Below are 16,010 nucleotides of genomic sequence, written 5' to 3' on the forward strand. Positions count from 1 at the left end.
TTTTTTACAACTTGATCTTGAATTTTTTACCACACTTCATACATACGGCATCGTATTTTTTTCCGCGTTTACCAGCAAATCCTGCAATTGTTCCAATTCCACCATATAAAACGCCACCAACAGCCGCCTTTCCTAGAGAAAAAGCTTTTCTTCGATTATCTAGTATTTGGATGTTATGTGACTTGCATTTCGGACACTTCGGAGCGTGACGAGAGTATTTTTCTTTTGGCTGTTCTATATTATTAATAATTGGTTGAGACTGCAGTTTTGGTTTTGAAACCGAATTGTTCTTTGTGTTATCCGGCAAATTGTGAACAAATTCTTCAGCATCTTTATACTTAGCATTTTCTTTGTCTCTTTTATCAGCACGTCCTTTAAATTGTGGCTGTGTGCCTTGAAATAGCCAAACACCTATAAACGCAATAATTCCTATATGCCACCAATGAAGAAATAAAATGTTAATTATTCCAACAACAATACCAACCATTAAGCCACTAGCAAATCCGCCAGCAGGATCTCCCTTCCAAAACTTTTTATCTTCCATTTTATTTTGCTCCTTTTCCTTAAATTATTTCAATTTGTTTATATTTATATGGAACGTATTCATATTGAAAAACAGCCTTTTTGATTATTTCATACAGCCCATAATTGTTAATTAGTGAGACATTTGTTTTTAAAGCTAATGTTATTGCAGAATCAGTAAAAGTGCTGTTAGTAATAACAACTGCTCTATCTAGACCATAATATTGTGTTCCGGCGATTGCCTGTTGAACTGCACTATTGCCAACAGGTGTGGAATATAATTTGCATTGGATTCCGTATTTTAAATTATTTTTTTCAGCAATGACATCAAGTCCTTGATCGTTAGAATCTTGCGTTCTTTTTATATTACTGTATCCAGCAAAACTTAACAGGCGTGCTATGTAGTATTCAAATTCTAATCCATTCATTTCTTTGATGCTAGATAGATCCATATCGATAAAAATTTGTTCAAGGTTGCTAATGTGTCTTTCCTTGTTATTGATTTCTTTATTAAGAGAATCGATAGTGTTTCTCATTTCAATTTGTTCAAGCCTGTATTTTTCCTTTGACAAACAGATATTGTTGTTTAATTCTTTTAATTCAGATTTCTTTAAAATGATTTTTTCATCTAATTTGTGGGCCTTCTCTCTATCCAAATTTACATCTTCTAGCACTTCTTTGTTTTGCCTTTTAATTTCACTGAGAGTTTTGTTCTTATCCATAATAAGCAAGTCTTTTTTTAGAACTACGGATCTATATTTAAGAACTATCAGCAATTCAGAAATCAGAATATGTTTTTCATGCTTTTCAGCTATTCCGGTTAATATGTCCGCTCTTTTGTTTTGCTTAGAAATTAGTTCTTTCATATTATTCTTTAGACGAGATGAAAAAACTCTTAATCTAATTTTATCATAATATTTTTGTGAGGTTTCAGTTATACGGAAGCCCAATTGTTTTAAACAAAAAATTAGACCAGTGAAAAAAATTATTAAGAAGAAAAGTGGATAAGGTTCTTTAGGCTTAGCTATATATAGTATAAAAGAAAATATCAGTAATATTGAAAAAACAACTGTAAGAACCCAGAAAAAAAGTTTCTTTAATATTTTCTTCATAGCAATCACTTCCTCATATATAAAAATATCCGAGTTTGATATATAATTAACTCGGACACATCATAAACCTTAGCTTATCGACCTCCACTCGCTCAAGCTGAGGCTTATTTTTTTGCTATAAATCAGTAACCACTCTAAACGCTTTTCCTAATATTCTAACTGGGTTATCTTTGCCAACAATAATTGGTGTGAACTCTGGATTATCCGGCATTAAGAACATCGTCCCATTTGACCGCTTAATTCTCTTTAGCGTGGCTTCATTTGTTTCAGTCATCAGAACAGCTGCTATCTCATCATCTTCTACATCTGGCTGTTGACGGATTAGAACTTTTGACCCGCTTGGGATAGTAGGTTTCATTGAATCACCTTTAGCCTTTAAGTAGAAGCATTTTCCGCTGGGTAGATAATTAACCGGTTCATCTATATATTCTTCAATATTTTCCTCAGCTAAAATTGGATCACCACAAGCAATTTCGCCTAGCAGTGGGATCTTAACCGTTTTAGTAATTGGTATGACATTATCAGGTTTTCTCTCAATTAAATCAGATTTTTCAACGTTAAAATAATCTGCCATTTTTTCAATACTACCAATCCTTGGATAGGAATTTCCGTTTATCCAATCAGTTAAGGTTGTATATTTAACGTTTAAATCAGCAGCCATTTTTGATCTCTCGGTTCCGTGCTGTTTCATAAACCTTTTAATATTATCAGATAGAACCCTTTTATTTCCTAAATCGCTCATCATTTTCACCTCACTTTCTACATATATTATACGGCTGTTCCGTAAAAAGTAAATAGAAAATCAACAAAAAAATATGTTTTTTTCGTATTTTGTTATTGACTTTACGATTTAATCGTATTAATATTGAAAATGCAAAGAGGAGGTGGAAAACAAATGGAAATTCAAAAACATTTCAAAGTAACTTTAAGAGGCCTACGTGCAACTTATGGGCTAAGCCAAAAAGAAGCGGCTGAAGCTATTGGTGTGGGGCTTGAAACGTGGAGAAACTATGAACGTGGGATCACTTCACCTGATGAAAAGAAGCTCAGAGTGATTGAAAAAGTATTCAATATAAGTTACGACGATATTATTTTTTGTCGTCAATTACGATTAAATCGTAGCAAAGTCACAGAATAGGAGGAACAAAATATGAAAACAGAAGTTTGGAATGGGCATCAAATAAGATTCATTGAATTGAACAATGAATGGTTTGCTATCGGCAAAGATGTTACTGACGCTTTGGAATATATCAATAGCAGAGATGCAATCAAAGCACATGTTGATGAAGAAGATAAGAATACCGTAGCGATTCACGACGGTATTAAAGGAAATCCAAATAGAGTAGTAATTTCTGAGTTTGGAATTTATGATTTGATTTTTAATTCAAAAATGCCACAAGCAAAACAATTTAAACGCTGGGTCTTCAACGTAATCAAAACATTGCGTACTCAATCAGGACTAGAGGGCTTTGAGATTTTCCGAACACTTGATAAGGATCATCAACGAAAAATGATGAATCAACTTAATCAATCATTATCACATCCAGTGCGACTAAATTTTATGAAAGCAAACACGATTACAAATAAAGCAGTATCAACTAAGTTTGGCTTTAAGAAAATGATTAAAAAGGGTGAAATGACACCACAGATGCTAGCTGAACGTGAGCATGTTTTAGAGGATGTAGTAAATTTGATGGCTTTACGAGATAAGTACGGATTGAATATTTCAATCAGTCAGACAATTTACAACTCGGATAAGCAACTAGTTACGGAATAAGGAAGAGTGATACAAATGGAAAAGTTGGATAAAGCAATCAGTGATTTTATAGTCGACGTTTTGTCTGAAAAAGAAACAAAAACAAGCCCTGAAATGGTGGCAGCCATTGCAGAACTTGTAGAAAGTGTTAACAAATATGGTTAGAACTTCTTTCGAATTGTTTGTTGTGACTTTGTTAGTAGTTGGGAATTTTTATTTAGCATTCTCTTTTACAAAAATGTTTAGCAGAGATAAAGATATTAGTTATTATCTTTTAATGTCAACTTTAGCCATTTTTATAATTGGAACATTAATAGAGTTCTTCTACTAAACGTGTCTCATAACAAATCCTTGCTTCTGAATCCTATCTAAATAGTTGTAATTTGAAAGCTTTTCGAGATAACCGTTCGCATGACGAAACCAACTAATATTTTGCGAATCGGTAAATAAAATAGCGGGTAAGTAATGATCGTTCCCCATAGCATGACTATCTATAAGATGAAACGTTTTTTTGCCGGGTGGAAATGTTTCTTGGAATTTACCAAGATTGCCATCTGAATTTAACTTTTCAATTAATGAATCGATATCTGATTTATCGATGTTGCGGCACATAAAGACAAACAAATTGTATATTGGAGAATCATTTCCATTTCTCACTATTATTTTTTCTTCGTGGTCTTCAAAATCTTCCCAGGCTGAGACTCTTGAAGCTTGTGTTCTTTCAATGCGTTCATTTGTGTCTTTGTCAATTTTATTTTGATGCTTAATTGAATAGACCAGAGTTATGAAGGCTACTAAAGATGGTAAAGCGGGTAACCAATATTTTACAAAATAAGTTATTTTAATCACCTCCTTCGAGATGATTATATCAAATATTTGCAGTAGGTGAGGGATTAAATAGAAAGGGGGGAATTAAATGAAATTAACTATTGAAGGCAATACAGAGGAAATTAAAAACGTGCTCCAAGCTATTGGTGGTAGCAAGGAGCACAAAAAAATATTTAAACCCTCAGATAATAAAAAAAGTCAAAGAAACATTCCTAACCCTTATTAGTTAAGAAAAGATGTTTTCTCGAATAAACTTCCATTGATCATCTGTGGCTAATCCTTGGTAATTTTTAACTAATTCGCAGACAAACAAACAATCATTTTTATCAAGTGCTTGTTCCAATTTAGTACACATATCTTCTGGGGACAGACTATTTCTTACCAGCCAAACAGATCCTTGAATTTTGATATATGCGCCACCAAAAGATTTAATGATTTTTTCAACCTGATCGTATTTTTGACCAGGATTGTCTAAATCATAAGAAATAATATAAGGCTTATCCATGTGTTTCACCTCGATTATGTTGGATTAATTAAATTATATACCAAAAATTTTATGAAAGGGGATGTAAATATGCCCACATTGATAAATGAAAATGCAATTGCCGAACTTGTAGAACAGCAAGTCAACAAACTTACTGATGAGCGACTACTAACTAGGCTTGATGGCATAACGTGGTCAACTGACCAATTCCGCAAAGCTTGCTGTGGTGGCAAAGACAGCGGCTGGGTTACGACTTTCATTTTAGACAAGTTTCTTGATGAGATTGATTACTACCACGGTGGCTGGCTGATTCGTGGTGGACGAGGAAAGGCAAATATTATTTTCGCCAAGCCTGCTTGCGAGTGGATGGAGAAAAATCGTAACCGAATTGATTGGGAGGCGAAAATATGACGTTTGCAGACTGGTTTGTAACGCTGATTATCGTCTATTTCATCGGCTGTTATGTGGGGAGGCATGAGCGAAAATGATTGGGTTTCTATGGTTTCACACACTATTTTTTCCCAGCGATTGTTTTTATAGGCGGCTTAATCGTTAGTTTGTGGTTGGTCGGAAAGGTGGCAGATGCAATTGAACGTATTGGGTCAAGAATTGCTAGGTGTTGGCTGATTAAAAAAATAGAAGCCTACGGCAATGGGCTTCATTACAAATATTTCTTACAAAAATTATACCACAGAAAGGATTAAAAGCATGAAAAAACAAATTACAGTAGGAACGGTTTTAAGAATGAAAACAACTGAAGAGTTAAAAACATTGAACACTATATTGGCTTTAGAAGCAGCAAGCCTTAAAGATCATCATCACTTAGAACAATTTGCTAAAAATGTAAGCTTTTTAGAAGAAGGTGAGTGAAATTGTCAGTCAAAATTAATAAATTAGAAATCGAAAATGTTAAACGCGTTAAGGCAGTCAAAATTGAGCCTAGCCAAAATGGATTAACTATCGTAGGCGGAAATAATAACCAAGGGAAGTCAAGCGTACTTGATGCAATTGCTTGGGCATTGGGTGGAAATAAGTACAAACCGTCAAAGGCAGAACGCGAAGGGTCAGCAATCCCACCTAGATTACACATTGTGATGAATAACGGCTTAATCGTTGAACGTACTGGTAAGAATTCAAGCTTAAAAGTAATTGATCCGAATGGTGAAAAGGGTGGCCAACAATTACTAAACGATTTTGTTGAAGAGTTAGCTATCAACTTGCCAAAGTTTATGGAGTCAACGAATAAAGAAAAAGCAAAAATATTGCTGCGAATAATCGGTGTTGGTGACCAGTTGTATCAACTAGAACAGAAAGAACAGGAAATCTATAATCAACGCCACACTATTGGACAGATAGCTGACCAAAAAGGTAAGTACGCTAAAGAACAGCCTTATTTTCCAGACGCGCCAAAGCAGTTAGTTGATGTTAGCGAGTTAATCAAGCAGCAACAAACAATTTTGGCTAAGAATGGTGAAAATGCTCGAAAACGCCAGCAGGTTAAAGAAATTCAAGGACAATTTGAACTTGAAAATCAGCAAATTAAACAGCTTCAGGAACAACTAGCACAGCTACAAGCCAAACATGCTAAGACAGAAGCAGATTTACAAGTAGCTCAAAAAGATACATCAATTCTGCATGATGAATCGACAGCAGAACTTGAAGCAAACTTATCTCATATTGACGAAATCAACCGCAAAGTTCGGGCTAATCTCGATAAAGATAAAGCCGAAGATGATGCAAAACAGTACGCTAATCAGTACGACAAACTAACCGAACAAATTAATCAAGTTAGAAAAGATAAAGCTGCATTGTTAAATAACGCAAAGCTACCTTTACCGGGGTTGTCCGTTGAAGATGGGGAACTAACTTACAACGGTCAAAAATGGGACAACATGAGCGGTTCGGACCAGCTAAAAGTGTCAACTGCGATTGTTCGTCAGCTGAAACCAGATTGCGGATTCATACTCTTAGATAAATTAGAACAGATGGACATGGTTACATTAACAGAATTTGGAAAGTGGCTTGAACAGGAAGGCCTTCAAGCAATTGCTACAAGAGTTTCGACTGGCAGAGAGTGTTCAATAATTATTGATGATGGTTATGTTAAAAGGCAAGAACAAACAATTAAGCAGCCTAAACCAGAATCATCATGGGCTGGGAAAGGAGCATTTTAAATGAATATCACGAGTGGAATTGTACCCAAACCTCAAAAGTGTGTTTTGTACGGAGTGGAAGGCATTGGTAAAACGACATTTGCCAGTCAATTCCCAGATCCATTATTTATAGACACAGAAGACTCAACTCTGTATCTGAATGTTAAACGTTTCGACAAACCCACCAGCTGGGAAATGCTGCTACAGCAAGTTGAATATGTTAAAACAAATCGTCCGTGTAAGACATTAGTAATCGATACGATGGATTGGGCCGAAGAATTATGCAAACAACATTTGATGCAAAAAAACGGTTGGAACGCAATTGACGCAACTGGATATGGAGCTAGATATGTTGCATTAGCCGGAGAAATTGGGGGTTTGCTTAATAAGCTGAGTGAAGTAATTGAAGTTGGAATCAATGTTGTAATCACTGCACATGCTTGGCTGCGAAAAAAAGAAGAACCTGACGAAATGGGTGCTTATGATCGATACGAATTAAAGCTCGAAAAGAAAACAGCGCCACTCGTTAAGGAGTGGGCTGACATGGTATTGTTTGCTAATTACAAAACACTGATTATTACTGATGAAAAGACAAGCAGTAAAAAAGCACAGGGAGGTCAACGTGTAATGTATACAACACACCGACCAACATGGGATGCAAAAAATCGTTTAGGTCTACCAGATGAATTACCTTTTGATTATTCACAAATTGCGCAGGCATTTATGAAAGCAACTACTCCAGCCACATCAATCAGTGAGCCGGTTAAACCAGCAATTTCACAAGCTAAAGCTGCTGATCAAGAAGTAGGGCCAGTTCCACCAGAACAACTGGATCCAATTCCACAACCAGATCCAGCACCAGAATTTGCAGAAGATATTCCTGATGTAATTCCGCAAAGTGTTGCTGACTTGATGAAGATTAATCATGTGACTGTTAATGAAATTACTCAAACTATCTACAAAGGCGGATTCATGCCAGCAGACACACCACTAAAAAATATTCCTGACGATTTGTGGAATTACTTAGCAACTAATTGGAATAACACTCTAGGATTTATCCAAAACACATTAAGAAAATAAAAATTAGGAGGAATTGGTAAATGAACAACAATGAAAATGAGTTTTTAAACTGGGATGAAGGCTGGGTAGCCGAAGAAAGTGAGTTTACATTACTACCAGAAGGCAACTATCCATTTCAAGTGACAAATTTGGAACGCAAAATCTATTCTGGACAATCTGACAAAATTCCTAATGGTGCACCGTATGCAGAAGTGACATGCGAAGTTAATGGCGGTGAAAAAGGAAAAACGACTATTAAAGAACGGCTTTATTTGATGAAAAAATTCACCTGGAAATTAACACAATTTTTTAATTCAATTGGGCAAGTTCAAGAAATTGGACAGCCATTTCAACCAAAGTGGAATCAAGTAATCGGCGCAAACGGCCGAGCAAAATTAGAAGTGAATAACTACACAGACAAAGACGGCAACAAAAAACAGAATAACCGCATTAAAGAATTTTTAAAACCTGCTGCTAATGCTGGTGTAGTCCAACAACAATCAAACTTCAATCAGCAAGCACCACAACAGCTAGCACAGCAACAACAGCAGCAATGGACCCAACCACAACAACCACAAGGGCAACAGCAAGGTGGATTTCAACCAGGAGCATTTTAAAAGGGAGTGAGAACAATCGAATTAAGACCGTATCAAGAAGAATCACGTGAAAAAGTTGAATCAGAATGGAAAAAAGGGCATAAAAAAACCTTGTTAGTTCTTCCAACGGGAACGGGTAAGACGATTGTATTCGCCAAAATTATTGAAGATTGTGTTAGAGCAGGTGAACGTGTACTTGTCTTAGCGCATCGAGGAGAATTACTAGAACAGGCTTCAGATAAATTAGCCAAAGCGACAGGCTTGAAAACTGCAACTGAAAAAGCTGAACAGACTAGCTTAGGCAGTTTTTATCGTGTAGTAGTCGGGTCCGTCCAAACACTGCAGAGGTCAAAACGACTTAAGCAATTTGCAACTGATTATTTTGACACAATTGTAGTTGATGAAGCACATCACTGTATTTCAGACGGATATCAACGAGTATTGAATTACTTCAAAGATGCAAAAGTGTTAGGCGTAACTGCTACAGCAGATCGTGGCGACCAACGCAATCTTGGCGAGTATTTTCAAAGTCTGGCATATGAATACAGTTTGCCGGCAGCTATCAAAGATGGGTATTTAACGCCAATTAAAGCACTGACTATTCCACTAAAACTTGATATTTCTGGAGTTAAACAGCAAGCCGGAGATTTCAGCACTAAAGAATTAGGTACTGCGTTAGATCCATACCTAGAGCAGATAGCAGACGAAATGGTTAAAAATTGTATGAATCGCAAGACAGTTGTGTTTTTACCGCTTGTCAAAACATCAAAAAAGTTCACTGAAATTTTAAATCAGCATGGATTTAAAGCAGCAGAAGTTAATGGTGAATCTGATGACAGAAAGCAAGTACTAGCTGATTTTGAGTCTGGGAAGTACAACGTTTTGTGTAATTCAATGTTGCTAACAGAAGGTTGGGATTGTCCATCAGTTGACTGCATTATCGTTTTAAGGCCGACAAAGGTACGCGGTCTTTACAGTCAGATGGTTGGTCGTGGGACTCGCTTAGCACCAGGAAAAACAGAATTATTACTACTTGATTTTCTATGGCACACTGAACGCTTAGACCTTTGCCACCCAGCACATTTGATTACCAAAAATGATGAAGTTGCTAAAAAAATGACTGAAAACATTCAGGATTCTACTGCACCAATCGATATTGAGGAAGCCGAAAAGGAAGCTGCAGAAGATGTTGTTGCGGAACGTGAGGAATCGCTAGCTAAACAATTGGCTGAGATGAAACGTAGAAAACGTAAGCTAGTTGATCCATTACAGTTTGAAATGTCAATCCAAGACGAGGACCTTTCAAGTTATGTTCCAAGTTTCGGCTGGGAAATGGCTCCGCCAAGTGATAAGCAGAAAAAAGCACTCGAAAAAATGGGTATCATGCCAGATGAAATTGATAATGCCGGGAAAGCTGATGTTTTATTAACCAGATTATCAATGAGACGTCAAGGCGGCTTAACAACGCCTAAGCAGATTCGATTTTTAGAGGGTCGAGGTTTCCAGCATGTTGGAACTTGGCAGTTTGAAAGTGCTAGCAAGATGATTAACAGAATTGCAGCAAATGGTTGGCGCACACCTCAGGGCATTAAGCCAACCGAGTACAAGCCACAAGAATTAATGACAGTATAACCACAGTCTGGTGACATCAGCATGGTTCGATTCCATGCTGTGGCATAGTTTGGCCAAACTAAATATTCTTTTGAAAGAGTGACCGAAATGAAACGGATCAAAAAAGGAAATCATTTAGTTAATGTTAAAGATGTCCATGGGATTCTCCATGAAAAAGCGGTAATTACAGAAATTTATAAAAGTACAGTAGTGATTTTAGACTGCAACACGAAAACAAAATGGATTGTTCATAAAAAAACAATTGGAGTCAAGCCGGATAAACAGCCTAATTGGTTAAAGTCTAAAAATCACTTTGATTTAGAAGCTAGTCAAAAGAGAGGTAGTATGCCACACTTCGACGAAGCAAATCAGTCAGTGTTTAAGAAAAGGGTGTATTACTAATGGAAAAGTTCAATTTATTGGACCCACTAGCTGCAATCAGTCCGTCAATGCTTAGCTACCAGGAGTGGTGCGATGTAGGAATGGCTTTAAAACATGAGGGCTATTCAGTTGATGATTGGGATAGTTGGAGTCGAAGTGATCCAGGTCGATATCACGAAGGTGAATGTGAGCGCAAATGGAATACTTTCAAGGGTACTAATACGCCAGTAACGGGTGCGACAATCACACAGATGGCAAAAAATAACGGCTGGCAGCCACATGGAAGCAATCCAGATGGCAACGAGTTTATTGGCTGGAATGACAGTTTTGTGACCTCGATTGATAAAGATTACAAAATTATTGACCCTGATTATATAGGTGGTCGAGCGATACAAGAGCCGACTAATTGGAACCCAGCAGAACAGATTATTAATTATTTAAAATCATTGTTCGATATGGGCGAAGTAATCAGATTCGTTAACGATGCTTGGTATGACGAAAACAATGATAAATGGAAGCCAGGCAACGGTGTGTATACTCAGACAGCTGGGACTATTATCGAAAAACTGCAAAAGTCCAATGGAGATATTGGTGCAGTAATGGGTGACCCAGAGAAAAGAGCAGGTGCATGGATATGTGTTAATCCGTTGGATGGTAAAGGTACTAAAAACAATAATGTTACAGATTATCGTTTTGTTTTAGTTGAAAGTGATTCGATGGAATTAGAAAAGCAAAACGAATTATTACGAAAACTGGAATTACCAATTGCAACGTTGACTTATTCAGGCAGTCGCAGCTTACATGCGGTAGTTAAAGTTGATGCAGTCAACTTACCGCAATATCAGGAACGAGTAGATCACCTTTACAAGATTCTTGAAAAGAACGGTTTGCGAGTTGACAAGCAAAACAAGAACCCAGCAAGGCTTACTAGGCTACCAGGTTTTGAACGTGGGGAAAAGAAACAATTTTTAATCGCTACGAATCTTGGCCAAGAAAGTTGGGATGATTGGAAAGATTATATTGAGGACATGAACGACAATCTACCAGAAATGGAAAATATGTCTGATTTGTTCGATAAGCCGATCATCTTAGCACCAGAATTGATTAGTGGAGTTTTGCGGCAGGGGCACAAGATGCTAATTGCTGGACCTAGTAAGGCCGGAAAGTCATTCGCGTTAATTCAGTTAGCAATTGCCATAGCAGAGGGGTGGAAATGGTTCAACTTTCAGTGCCAACGTGGCCGAGTTTTATATGTCAACTTAGAGCTAGACGAGCGTTCAGCTAAAAAACGTTTTGTCGAAATCTACAATACGTTAGGTCGGGGTCATGATCACGTAGATAACATTGATGTTTGGAACTTACGTGGGAAAACCAGTCCAATGGATAAGTTAGCACCGAAACTGATTCGTAGAGCAGAAAAAGCAGAGTACAAAGCAGTCATCATTGACCCAATTTACAAAGTTTTAACAGGTGATGAAAACAATGCTCATGATATGTCATTGTTTGTTAATCAGTTTGATTTAATCGCTACGGAATTAAAGTGTTCAGTCATCTATGCACATCATCATTCAAAGGGATCTCAGGGTGGAAAAGCTTCAATGGACCGCTCTTCTGGGTCTGGAGTGTTTGCTCGTGACCCGGATGCAATTTTGGATTTGATCGAATTGCCTGTTGATGAGCCGCGATATGATCAGCGCGAAAATGAAGCAATTTGTAGCGTGTATCAGTCAGCTATCAAGCACTTTAATTCGAATTATGAAATTCCGCTTGATGACACGTTTAGCCTGAAACAGATGTCACATCACTTATTAGCTGCATTAACTGGATTGCCAAATTCAAAGCAGATTTTAAAGCAAATAAACGAACAAAAAAATGCAGCAGTTACTGCAATCCGTCAGGCAACCGCTTGGAGATTGTCCGGAACACTGCGTGAGTTTCCAAAATTTGATCCAGTCAATGCATGGTTCCAATATCCAATTCACGTTTTGGACGACAGTTTGCAGGACATCAAAATCGATGATGATCAGAAAACGAAATGGAAAAAAGGAACACAAAAAGCCAATCAGTCCAAAAGCGAAAAATCACAACAGGAGCTTGAAGAAGCATTCAATATTTTGAGCATGGATGGCGGAGCGATTGAAGTAAATAAAATTGCAGATTATCTAGAGGTGTCAAAAAGAGCTGTTTATAACAGGATCAAAAAGAGCAAAAAGTTTAGTGCAGATGGTGGGATGATAGAAAAAATTAATAATAATGATAAATAAAAAAGTGTCATAGCTATTAGCTATTCACTGGCTGTGACAACTTAGTTTGTTCGTGAAGGGCTATTTAGCTATTCACTAGCTGTGACAACCCAAAAAGCCTGTCACACCGCTGTCCGTCTGTCTTGTCATAGCTCTCCTCAGGAGAGTAGCTATGACAACAGACTGAAACGGACAATGAAATAAAATGAAAAATTAAAACGTAATAGATAAAATTAATAAAGTAAAGAGTGGTGGAAATGACAGAAAAAGTAATTCAGTTTTTTGTACCAATGAAAAAAATACCGACAGTCACGCATCAGGAAAAACAGGTGGCTGTTGTAAAAGGTAAGCCACATTTTTATGAGCCAGCAGAATTAAGAAATACTCGTCAACTGTATATGGATATGTTTGGGCAATATGTTCCTGATCAAAAAATGCTTGGTAAGGTTCGGATGACAATTAAGTATTGTTTCCCGCTTCAAGGAAAACATGTTGATGGTGAGTACAAAGATACAAAGCCGGATTTGGACAACATGACTAAGCTAGTTCAAGACTGCCTGACTAAATTAGGATTTTGGAAAGATGACAGATATGTGGTTAGCCTGATTGCAGAAAAGTTCTGGGCAAAGATTCCGGGAATATTTATCAGAATAGAGGAAGTGAGATGAAAATATTAGACGTTTGTTGTGGCTCAAAAATGTTTTGGTACGAGAAACATGAACCGCACACAACATATATGGATATTCGAAAATATTACCATCACCTAGAATCTGGCCACGTAATTGATGTTAACCCAGATATTCAAGCGGATTGGAAACATATCCCACTTGATGATGAAACTTTCGATTTGGTAGTTTTTGACCCGCCGCATCTAATTCATGCAGGCAAAACAAGTTGGCTTGCTGAAAAGTACGGAGTGCTACCTAAGGATTGGCAGCCTGAATTAAAAGCTGGTTTTGATGAATGCCGACGAGTATTAAAACTTAATGGTGTGCTGATTTTTAAATGGAATGATGACCAAATCAAGTTTTCAGAAGTTCTAAAAGTTTTTGGTCAACGTCCTATTTTAGGAGACAAAAGGTCAAAAACAAAATGGTCAGTATTTTTAAAGGAGTGATTGAATGAATTGGGATAACGTGTTTATGGATATTAAAAAGTGGATGCAAGCTTCAAATCAAATAATGCAAAAATATCCGATTTCATCAAATGAATACTGGCATTGGTTAGTGGGGTCACTTGGCCATTTAGAGCAAAAATATAATAGCCATCCTGTAGTAGTTGGGTTTTGTGTATCGCTGATGAATTATGAAGAATCGTACTGGAAAAAACAGAAATGAAAATGTTGGGAGGAATAAAAATGATAATCACTGGTAAGGAATTTCGCACAAGATGCAGAAATAACACTTTTACCGGGAATATGTTTCCAAGAGAAAGTATTGAACGGGCTGTTCCGTCAGGCTGGGAAACTGCAGATACTCATGAAGCAGTGTACGGCTTTTCTTTTAAGGATAGTGACAGGATTGTTATTAACAATAGCTTGCTAAGAGCTGCTGGTTGGAAGAAAGAGGGAGAAATATAAATGAAACTAGTAAAAATTAACACTGCTTGGCATATCTGTTTCATGAACCGAGCAGGCGAGTTGATGAGTGATTGTGGGGAAATTAAAGCTAGTCGACACGGTGGAGTGTTGAGGAACATTAACGGCAAGCGAGCAGATTTTGTTGAAGCAGGCTCTGATTCTAATTTTGTTAAAACGCACAGGCTATGTGAGAGATGCGAATATCTAAAAAATAAGTGGGGTGTTGATGATGGAATATAAACGTGGAGATAGGGTAGCTATCATCGGAACTATAACTCATTCAGAAGATGAATTTGGAAATTTAGGCATTGATTTACCAAATGGTGATTATCTACGACGCGCACTTAAAACAAACGAAGTCACTCATTTAGAAGATTTTCATCCTGACGAGAAGGAAATAAAAATGACAGTTGACGAGAAAAGAGAGTTTGACGAATTAGTTAAGACAGTTTTCCACGACCATCAAAGCAACGTTTATAAGATAATTTGTACTTTAGTTGAATCCAACAATTACCCAGCGTTGAATGTAAGAGTGGCTGGTTCATTTGAAAAGCAAATGGAGTTACTAGAATGTGTTCGTAAGCCAAGTAGGATTGAAGTTGAAGAGAAAAAATACTATGTGCATTTGCTGGAAAATAATCCATGTGGATATCTTAATTACTATAAGTCAATTAAAGAATATTGCATTGGCAGCAAAAGAGAATTGGGGAGCGATTATAAAACAAAATTTACTAAGTCTGAGATAGAAAAAATGTGCTTTGACAACTTTAAGTTTACCAATAAAGCATTGGAGGAAGTTGAAGATGAATGAGCAACTAGAAGAATTACAGAGACGAATTATTGAAGACATCAAAGAAAATGAACGGTGTATTGCTGAAGATGATCTTAGCCCTGCAGAAAAAGCTGAATTGCGCGGGGGAATCGGCGGAATGAAAACGGCACTATTTGAAATTAGCGGATTGGATATGCCATATGTTGGGAGTAAGGGAAATGAAAACTAGAAAAATTAAGTTTAGAGTGTGGAGCAAAACTAAAAAAGAATATGGATATACGGATAAGGGTTTAAAACTTATTTTTCCAAACATTTTAGCCAATGAACACTTGGTTATTGAACAATATACTGGTTTGAAAGACAAGAATGGCAAGGAAATCTATGAAGGAGACATTCTCAAATATTACGTTGATGGGAGAAAGAAGTATGAGTATCTAGTTGTTAAATATCAGCAAGAAGGTGCTTGTTTTATTACTGGTTGGGTTCGTGTTGATTATGCAACTCGCATGGGTGAAGTTGTAGGCAATATCTACGAGAACGCAGACCTATTGGAGGAAAAATGATGAAAACTAGGGAAGAACTATTAGATAGATACGAAAATGAACCAACGGCTAACAAATTTAGTAAATCAGATAAGGTATTACATTTTACCCCGAAAGAATTAAAAGAGGTTCTATCTGCACCAACCGAGGAACAGATGAAATGCGAGTATTGTCATGAACCGTTTGGCAATTTGGCAAGCTTTCGAGTGAAGGGCGGTAGACAAGAAGTATATAACCTGTCTGTTCCAAGCTTTGATGGGTTAAGCAATGGGCAGCTTGATTATGATTGTGCACATGCCTATCAGCCTTATGGAGATTTTAGAAAATTTGATTATTGCCCAATGTGCGCCAGAAAGCTAGGAGAGTGATTAC

The 16,010-nt window shown here is 37.0% G+C and carries 26 protein-coding genes; 21 read left to right on the top strand and 5 right to left on the bottom strand.

What is annotated here, in order from left to right; translation table 11 throughout:
• Positions 1–4 precede the first annotated feature (4 nt).
• The 3 genes from G6O73_RS01260 to G6O73_RS01270 form a co-directional block, all read right to left on the bottom strand.
• The gene (locus tag G6O73_RS01260; protein WP_057886719.1) at positions 5–544 is read right to left on the bottom strand and encodes a hypothetical protein; all 540 of its coding nucleotides are present in this window, start codon (positions 542–544) and stop codon (positions 5–7) included.
• Positions 545–563: 19 nt separating this feature from the next.
• Entirely contained in the window at positions 564–1,634 is a 1,071-nt protein-coding gene (locus G6O73_RS01265; protein WP_057886720.1) for a restriction endonuclease, read from the bottom strand.
• A gap of 115 nt (positions 1,635–1,749) precedes the next feature.
• A complete protein-coding gene (locus tag G6O73_RS01270) occupies positions 1,750–2,376 on the bottom strand; it encodes a LexA family protein (RefSeq protein WP_057886721.1) in 627 nt (208 codons plus the stop codon).
• Positions 2,377–2,529: 153 nt separating this feature from the next.
• Here G6O73_RS01270 and G6O73_RS01275 point away from each other — a divergent pair, with 153 nt between their 5' ends.
• The 3 genes from G6O73_RS01275 to G6O73_RS12930 are packed head-to-tail and all read left to right on the top strand — an operon-like array spanning position 2,530 to position 3,555.
• A complete protein-coding gene (locus tag G6O73_RS01275) occupies positions 2,530–2,772 on the top strand; it encodes a helix-turn-helix transcriptional regulator (RefSeq protein WP_057886722.1) in 243 nt (80 codons plus the stop codon).
• A gap of 12 nt (positions 2,773–2,784) precedes the next feature.
• Positions 2,785–3,411, top strand: coding sequence for a BRO-N domain-containing protein (locus tag G6O73_RS01280; RefSeq protein ID WP_057886723.1), 627 nt, complete (start codon positions 2,785–2,787; stop codon positions 3,409–3,411).
• 15 nt (positions 3,412–3,426) lie between these two features.
• Positions 3,427–3,555, top strand: a complete 129-nt coding sequence (locus tag G6O73_RS12930; protein ID WP_268871661.1) for a hypothetical protein — start codon at positions 3,427–3,429, stop codon at positions 3,553–3,555.
• Between the two features lie 162 nt (positions 3,556–3,717).
• Here the strand turns inward: G6O73_RS12930 and G6O73_RS01285 are convergent, their stop codons facing one another.
• Positions 3,718–4,239, bottom strand: coding sequence for a hypothetical protein (locus G6O73_RS01285; protein ID WP_057886724.1), 522 nt, complete (start codon positions 4,237–4,239; stop codon positions 3,718–3,720).
• A gap of 67 nt (positions 4,240–4,306) precedes the next feature.
• Between G6O73_RS01285 and G6O73_RS01290 the strand changes: the two genes are divergently transcribed.
• On the top strand, positions 4,307–4,444 hold the full coding sequence (locus tag G6O73_RS01290) for a hypothetical protein (protein ID WP_157056715.1): 138 nt from the start codon (positions 4,307–4,309) through the stop codon (positions 4,442–4,444).
• Here the strand turns inward: G6O73_RS01290 and G6O73_RS01295 are convergent, their stop codons facing one another.
• The gene (locus tag G6O73_RS01295) at positions 4,445–4,723 is read right to left on the bottom strand and encodes a hypothetical protein (RefSeq protein ID WP_057886725.1); all 279 of its coding nucleotides are present in this window, start codon (positions 4,721–4,723) and stop codon (positions 4,445–4,447) included. It lies immediately after the preceding gene.
• A gap of 69 nt (positions 4,724–4,792) precedes the next feature.
• On the opposite strand from G6O73_RS01295, the gene G6O73_RS01300 reads away from it, so the two are divergent.
• From G6O73_RS01300 to G6O73_RS01380, 17 genes are all read left to right on the top strand, one after another.
• Complete coding sequence (locus G6O73_RS01300) at positions 4,793–5,113, top strand: DUF771 domain-containing protein (RefSeq protein ID WP_057886927.1); 321 nt, start codon at positions 4,793–4,795, stop codon at positions 5,111–5,113.
• Between the two features lie 297 nt (positions 5,114–5,410).
• Positions 5,411–5,572 carry a hypothetical protein gene (locus tag G6O73_RS01305; protein WP_157056716.1) on the top strand — a complete coding sequence of 54 codons (162 nt, stop codon included), beginning with the start codon at positions 5,411–5,413 and terminating at the stop codon, positions 5,570–5,572.
• A gap of 2 nt (positions 5,573–5,574) precedes the next feature.
• Positions 5,575–6,876, top strand: coding sequence for an AAA family ATPase (locus tag G6O73_RS01310; RefSeq protein ID WP_057886727.1), 1,302 nt, complete (start codon positions 5,575–5,577; stop codon positions 6,874–6,876).
• The gene (locus tag G6O73_RS01315; RefSeq protein ID WP_057886728.1) at positions 6,877–7,935 is read left to right on the top strand and encodes an ATP-binding protein; all 1,059 of its coding nucleotides are present in this window, start codon (positions 6,877–6,879) and stop codon (positions 7,933–7,935) included. It begins immediately after the preceding gene.
• Positions 7,936–7,955: 20 nt separating this feature from the next.
• Positions 7,956–8,531, top strand: a complete 576-nt coding sequence (locus G6O73_RS01320) for a hypothetical protein (RefSeq protein WP_057886729.1) — start codon at positions 7,956–7,958, stop codon at positions 8,529–8,531.
• A gap of 15 nt (positions 8,532–8,546) precedes the next feature.
• The gene (locus G6O73_RS01325; protein WP_057886928.1) at positions 8,547–10,142 is read left to right on the top strand and encodes a DEAD/DEAH box helicase; all 1,596 of its coding nucleotides are present in this window, start codon (positions 8,547–8,549) and stop codon (positions 10,140–10,142) included.
• Positions 10,143–10,229: 87 nt separating this feature from the next.
• On the top strand, positions 10,230–10,523 hold the full coding sequence (locus G6O73_RS01330) for a hypothetical protein (protein ID WP_057886730.1): 294 nt from the start codon (positions 10,230–10,232) through the stop codon (positions 10,521–10,523).
• A complete protein-coding gene (locus G6O73_RS01335) occupies positions 10,523–12,766 on the top strand; it encodes an AAA family ATPase (protein ID WP_057886731.1) in 2,244 nt (747 codons plus the stop codon). The genes G6O73_RS01330 and G6O73_RS01335 overlap by 1 nt, the downstream gene beginning before the upstream one ends.
• Before the next feature lie 236 nt (positions 12,767–13,002).
• Positions 13,003–13,413: a RusA family crossover junction endodeoxyribonuclease gene (locus G6O73_RS01340; protein WP_057886732.1), complete on the top strand. Its 411-nt coding sequence runs from the start codon at positions 13,003–13,005 to the stop codon at positions 13,411–13,413.
• Positions 13,410–13,862, top strand: a complete 453-nt coding sequence (locus G6O73_RS01345; RefSeq protein ID WP_057886733.1) for a class I SAM-dependent methyltransferase — start codon at positions 13,410–13,412, stop codon at positions 13,860–13,862. The genes G6O73_RS01340 and G6O73_RS01345 overlap by 4 nt, the downstream gene beginning before the upstream one ends.
• A gap of 4 nt (positions 13,863–13,866) precedes the next feature.
• On the top strand, positions 13,867–14,082 hold the full coding sequence (locus G6O73_RS01350; RefSeq protein WP_057886734.1) for a hypothetical protein: 216 nt from the start codon (positions 13,867–13,869) through the stop codon (positions 14,080–14,082).
• Between the two features lie 20 nt (positions 14,083–14,102).
• The gene (locus tag G6O73_RS01355) at positions 14,103–14,324 is read left to right on the top strand and encodes a hypothetical protein (RefSeq protein ID WP_083478565.1); all 222 of its coding nucleotides are present in this window, start codon (positions 14,103–14,105) and stop codon (positions 14,322–14,324) included.
• Positions 14,325–14,564 (top strand): hypothetical protein, encoded by a 240-nt coding sequence (locus G6O73_RS01360; protein WP_057886736.1) that lies wholly within the window; start codon positions 14,325–14,327, stop codon positions 14,562–14,564.
• A complete protein-coding gene (locus G6O73_RS01365) occupies positions 14,554–15,135 on the top strand; it encodes a hypothetical protein (protein WP_057886737.1) in 582 nt (193 codons plus the stop codon). Before G6O73_RS01360 ends, G6O73_RS01365 begins: the two co-directional genes overlap by 11 nt.
• Positions 15,128–15,325, top strand: coding sequence for a hypothetical protein (locus G6O73_RS01370; RefSeq protein WP_057886738.1), 198 nt, complete (start codon positions 15,128–15,130; stop codon positions 15,323–15,325). Before G6O73_RS01365 ends, G6O73_RS01370 begins: the two co-directional genes overlap by 8 nt.
• Positions 15,315–15,659: a YopX family protein gene (locus G6O73_RS01375; RefSeq protein WP_057886739.1), complete on the top strand. Its 345-nt coding sequence runs from the start codon at positions 15,315–15,317 to the stop codon at positions 15,657–15,659. The genes G6O73_RS01370 and G6O73_RS01375 overlap by 11 nt, the downstream gene beginning before the upstream one ends.
• Positions 15,659–16,006: a hypothetical protein gene (locus G6O73_RS01380; protein ID WP_057886740.1), complete on the top strand. Its 348-nt coding sequence runs from the start codon at positions 15,659–15,661 to the stop codon at positions 16,004–16,006. The genes G6O73_RS01375 and G6O73_RS01380 overlap by 1 nt, the downstream gene beginning before the upstream one ends.
• Positions 16,007–16,010 lie beyond the last annotated feature (4 nt).

It is taken from the genome of Liquorilactobacillus nagelii DSM 13675 (assembly GCF_019444005.1).
Lineage (GTDB): Bacteria > Bacillota > Bacilli > Lactobacillales > Lactobacillaceae > Liquorilactobacillus > Liquorilactobacillus nagelii.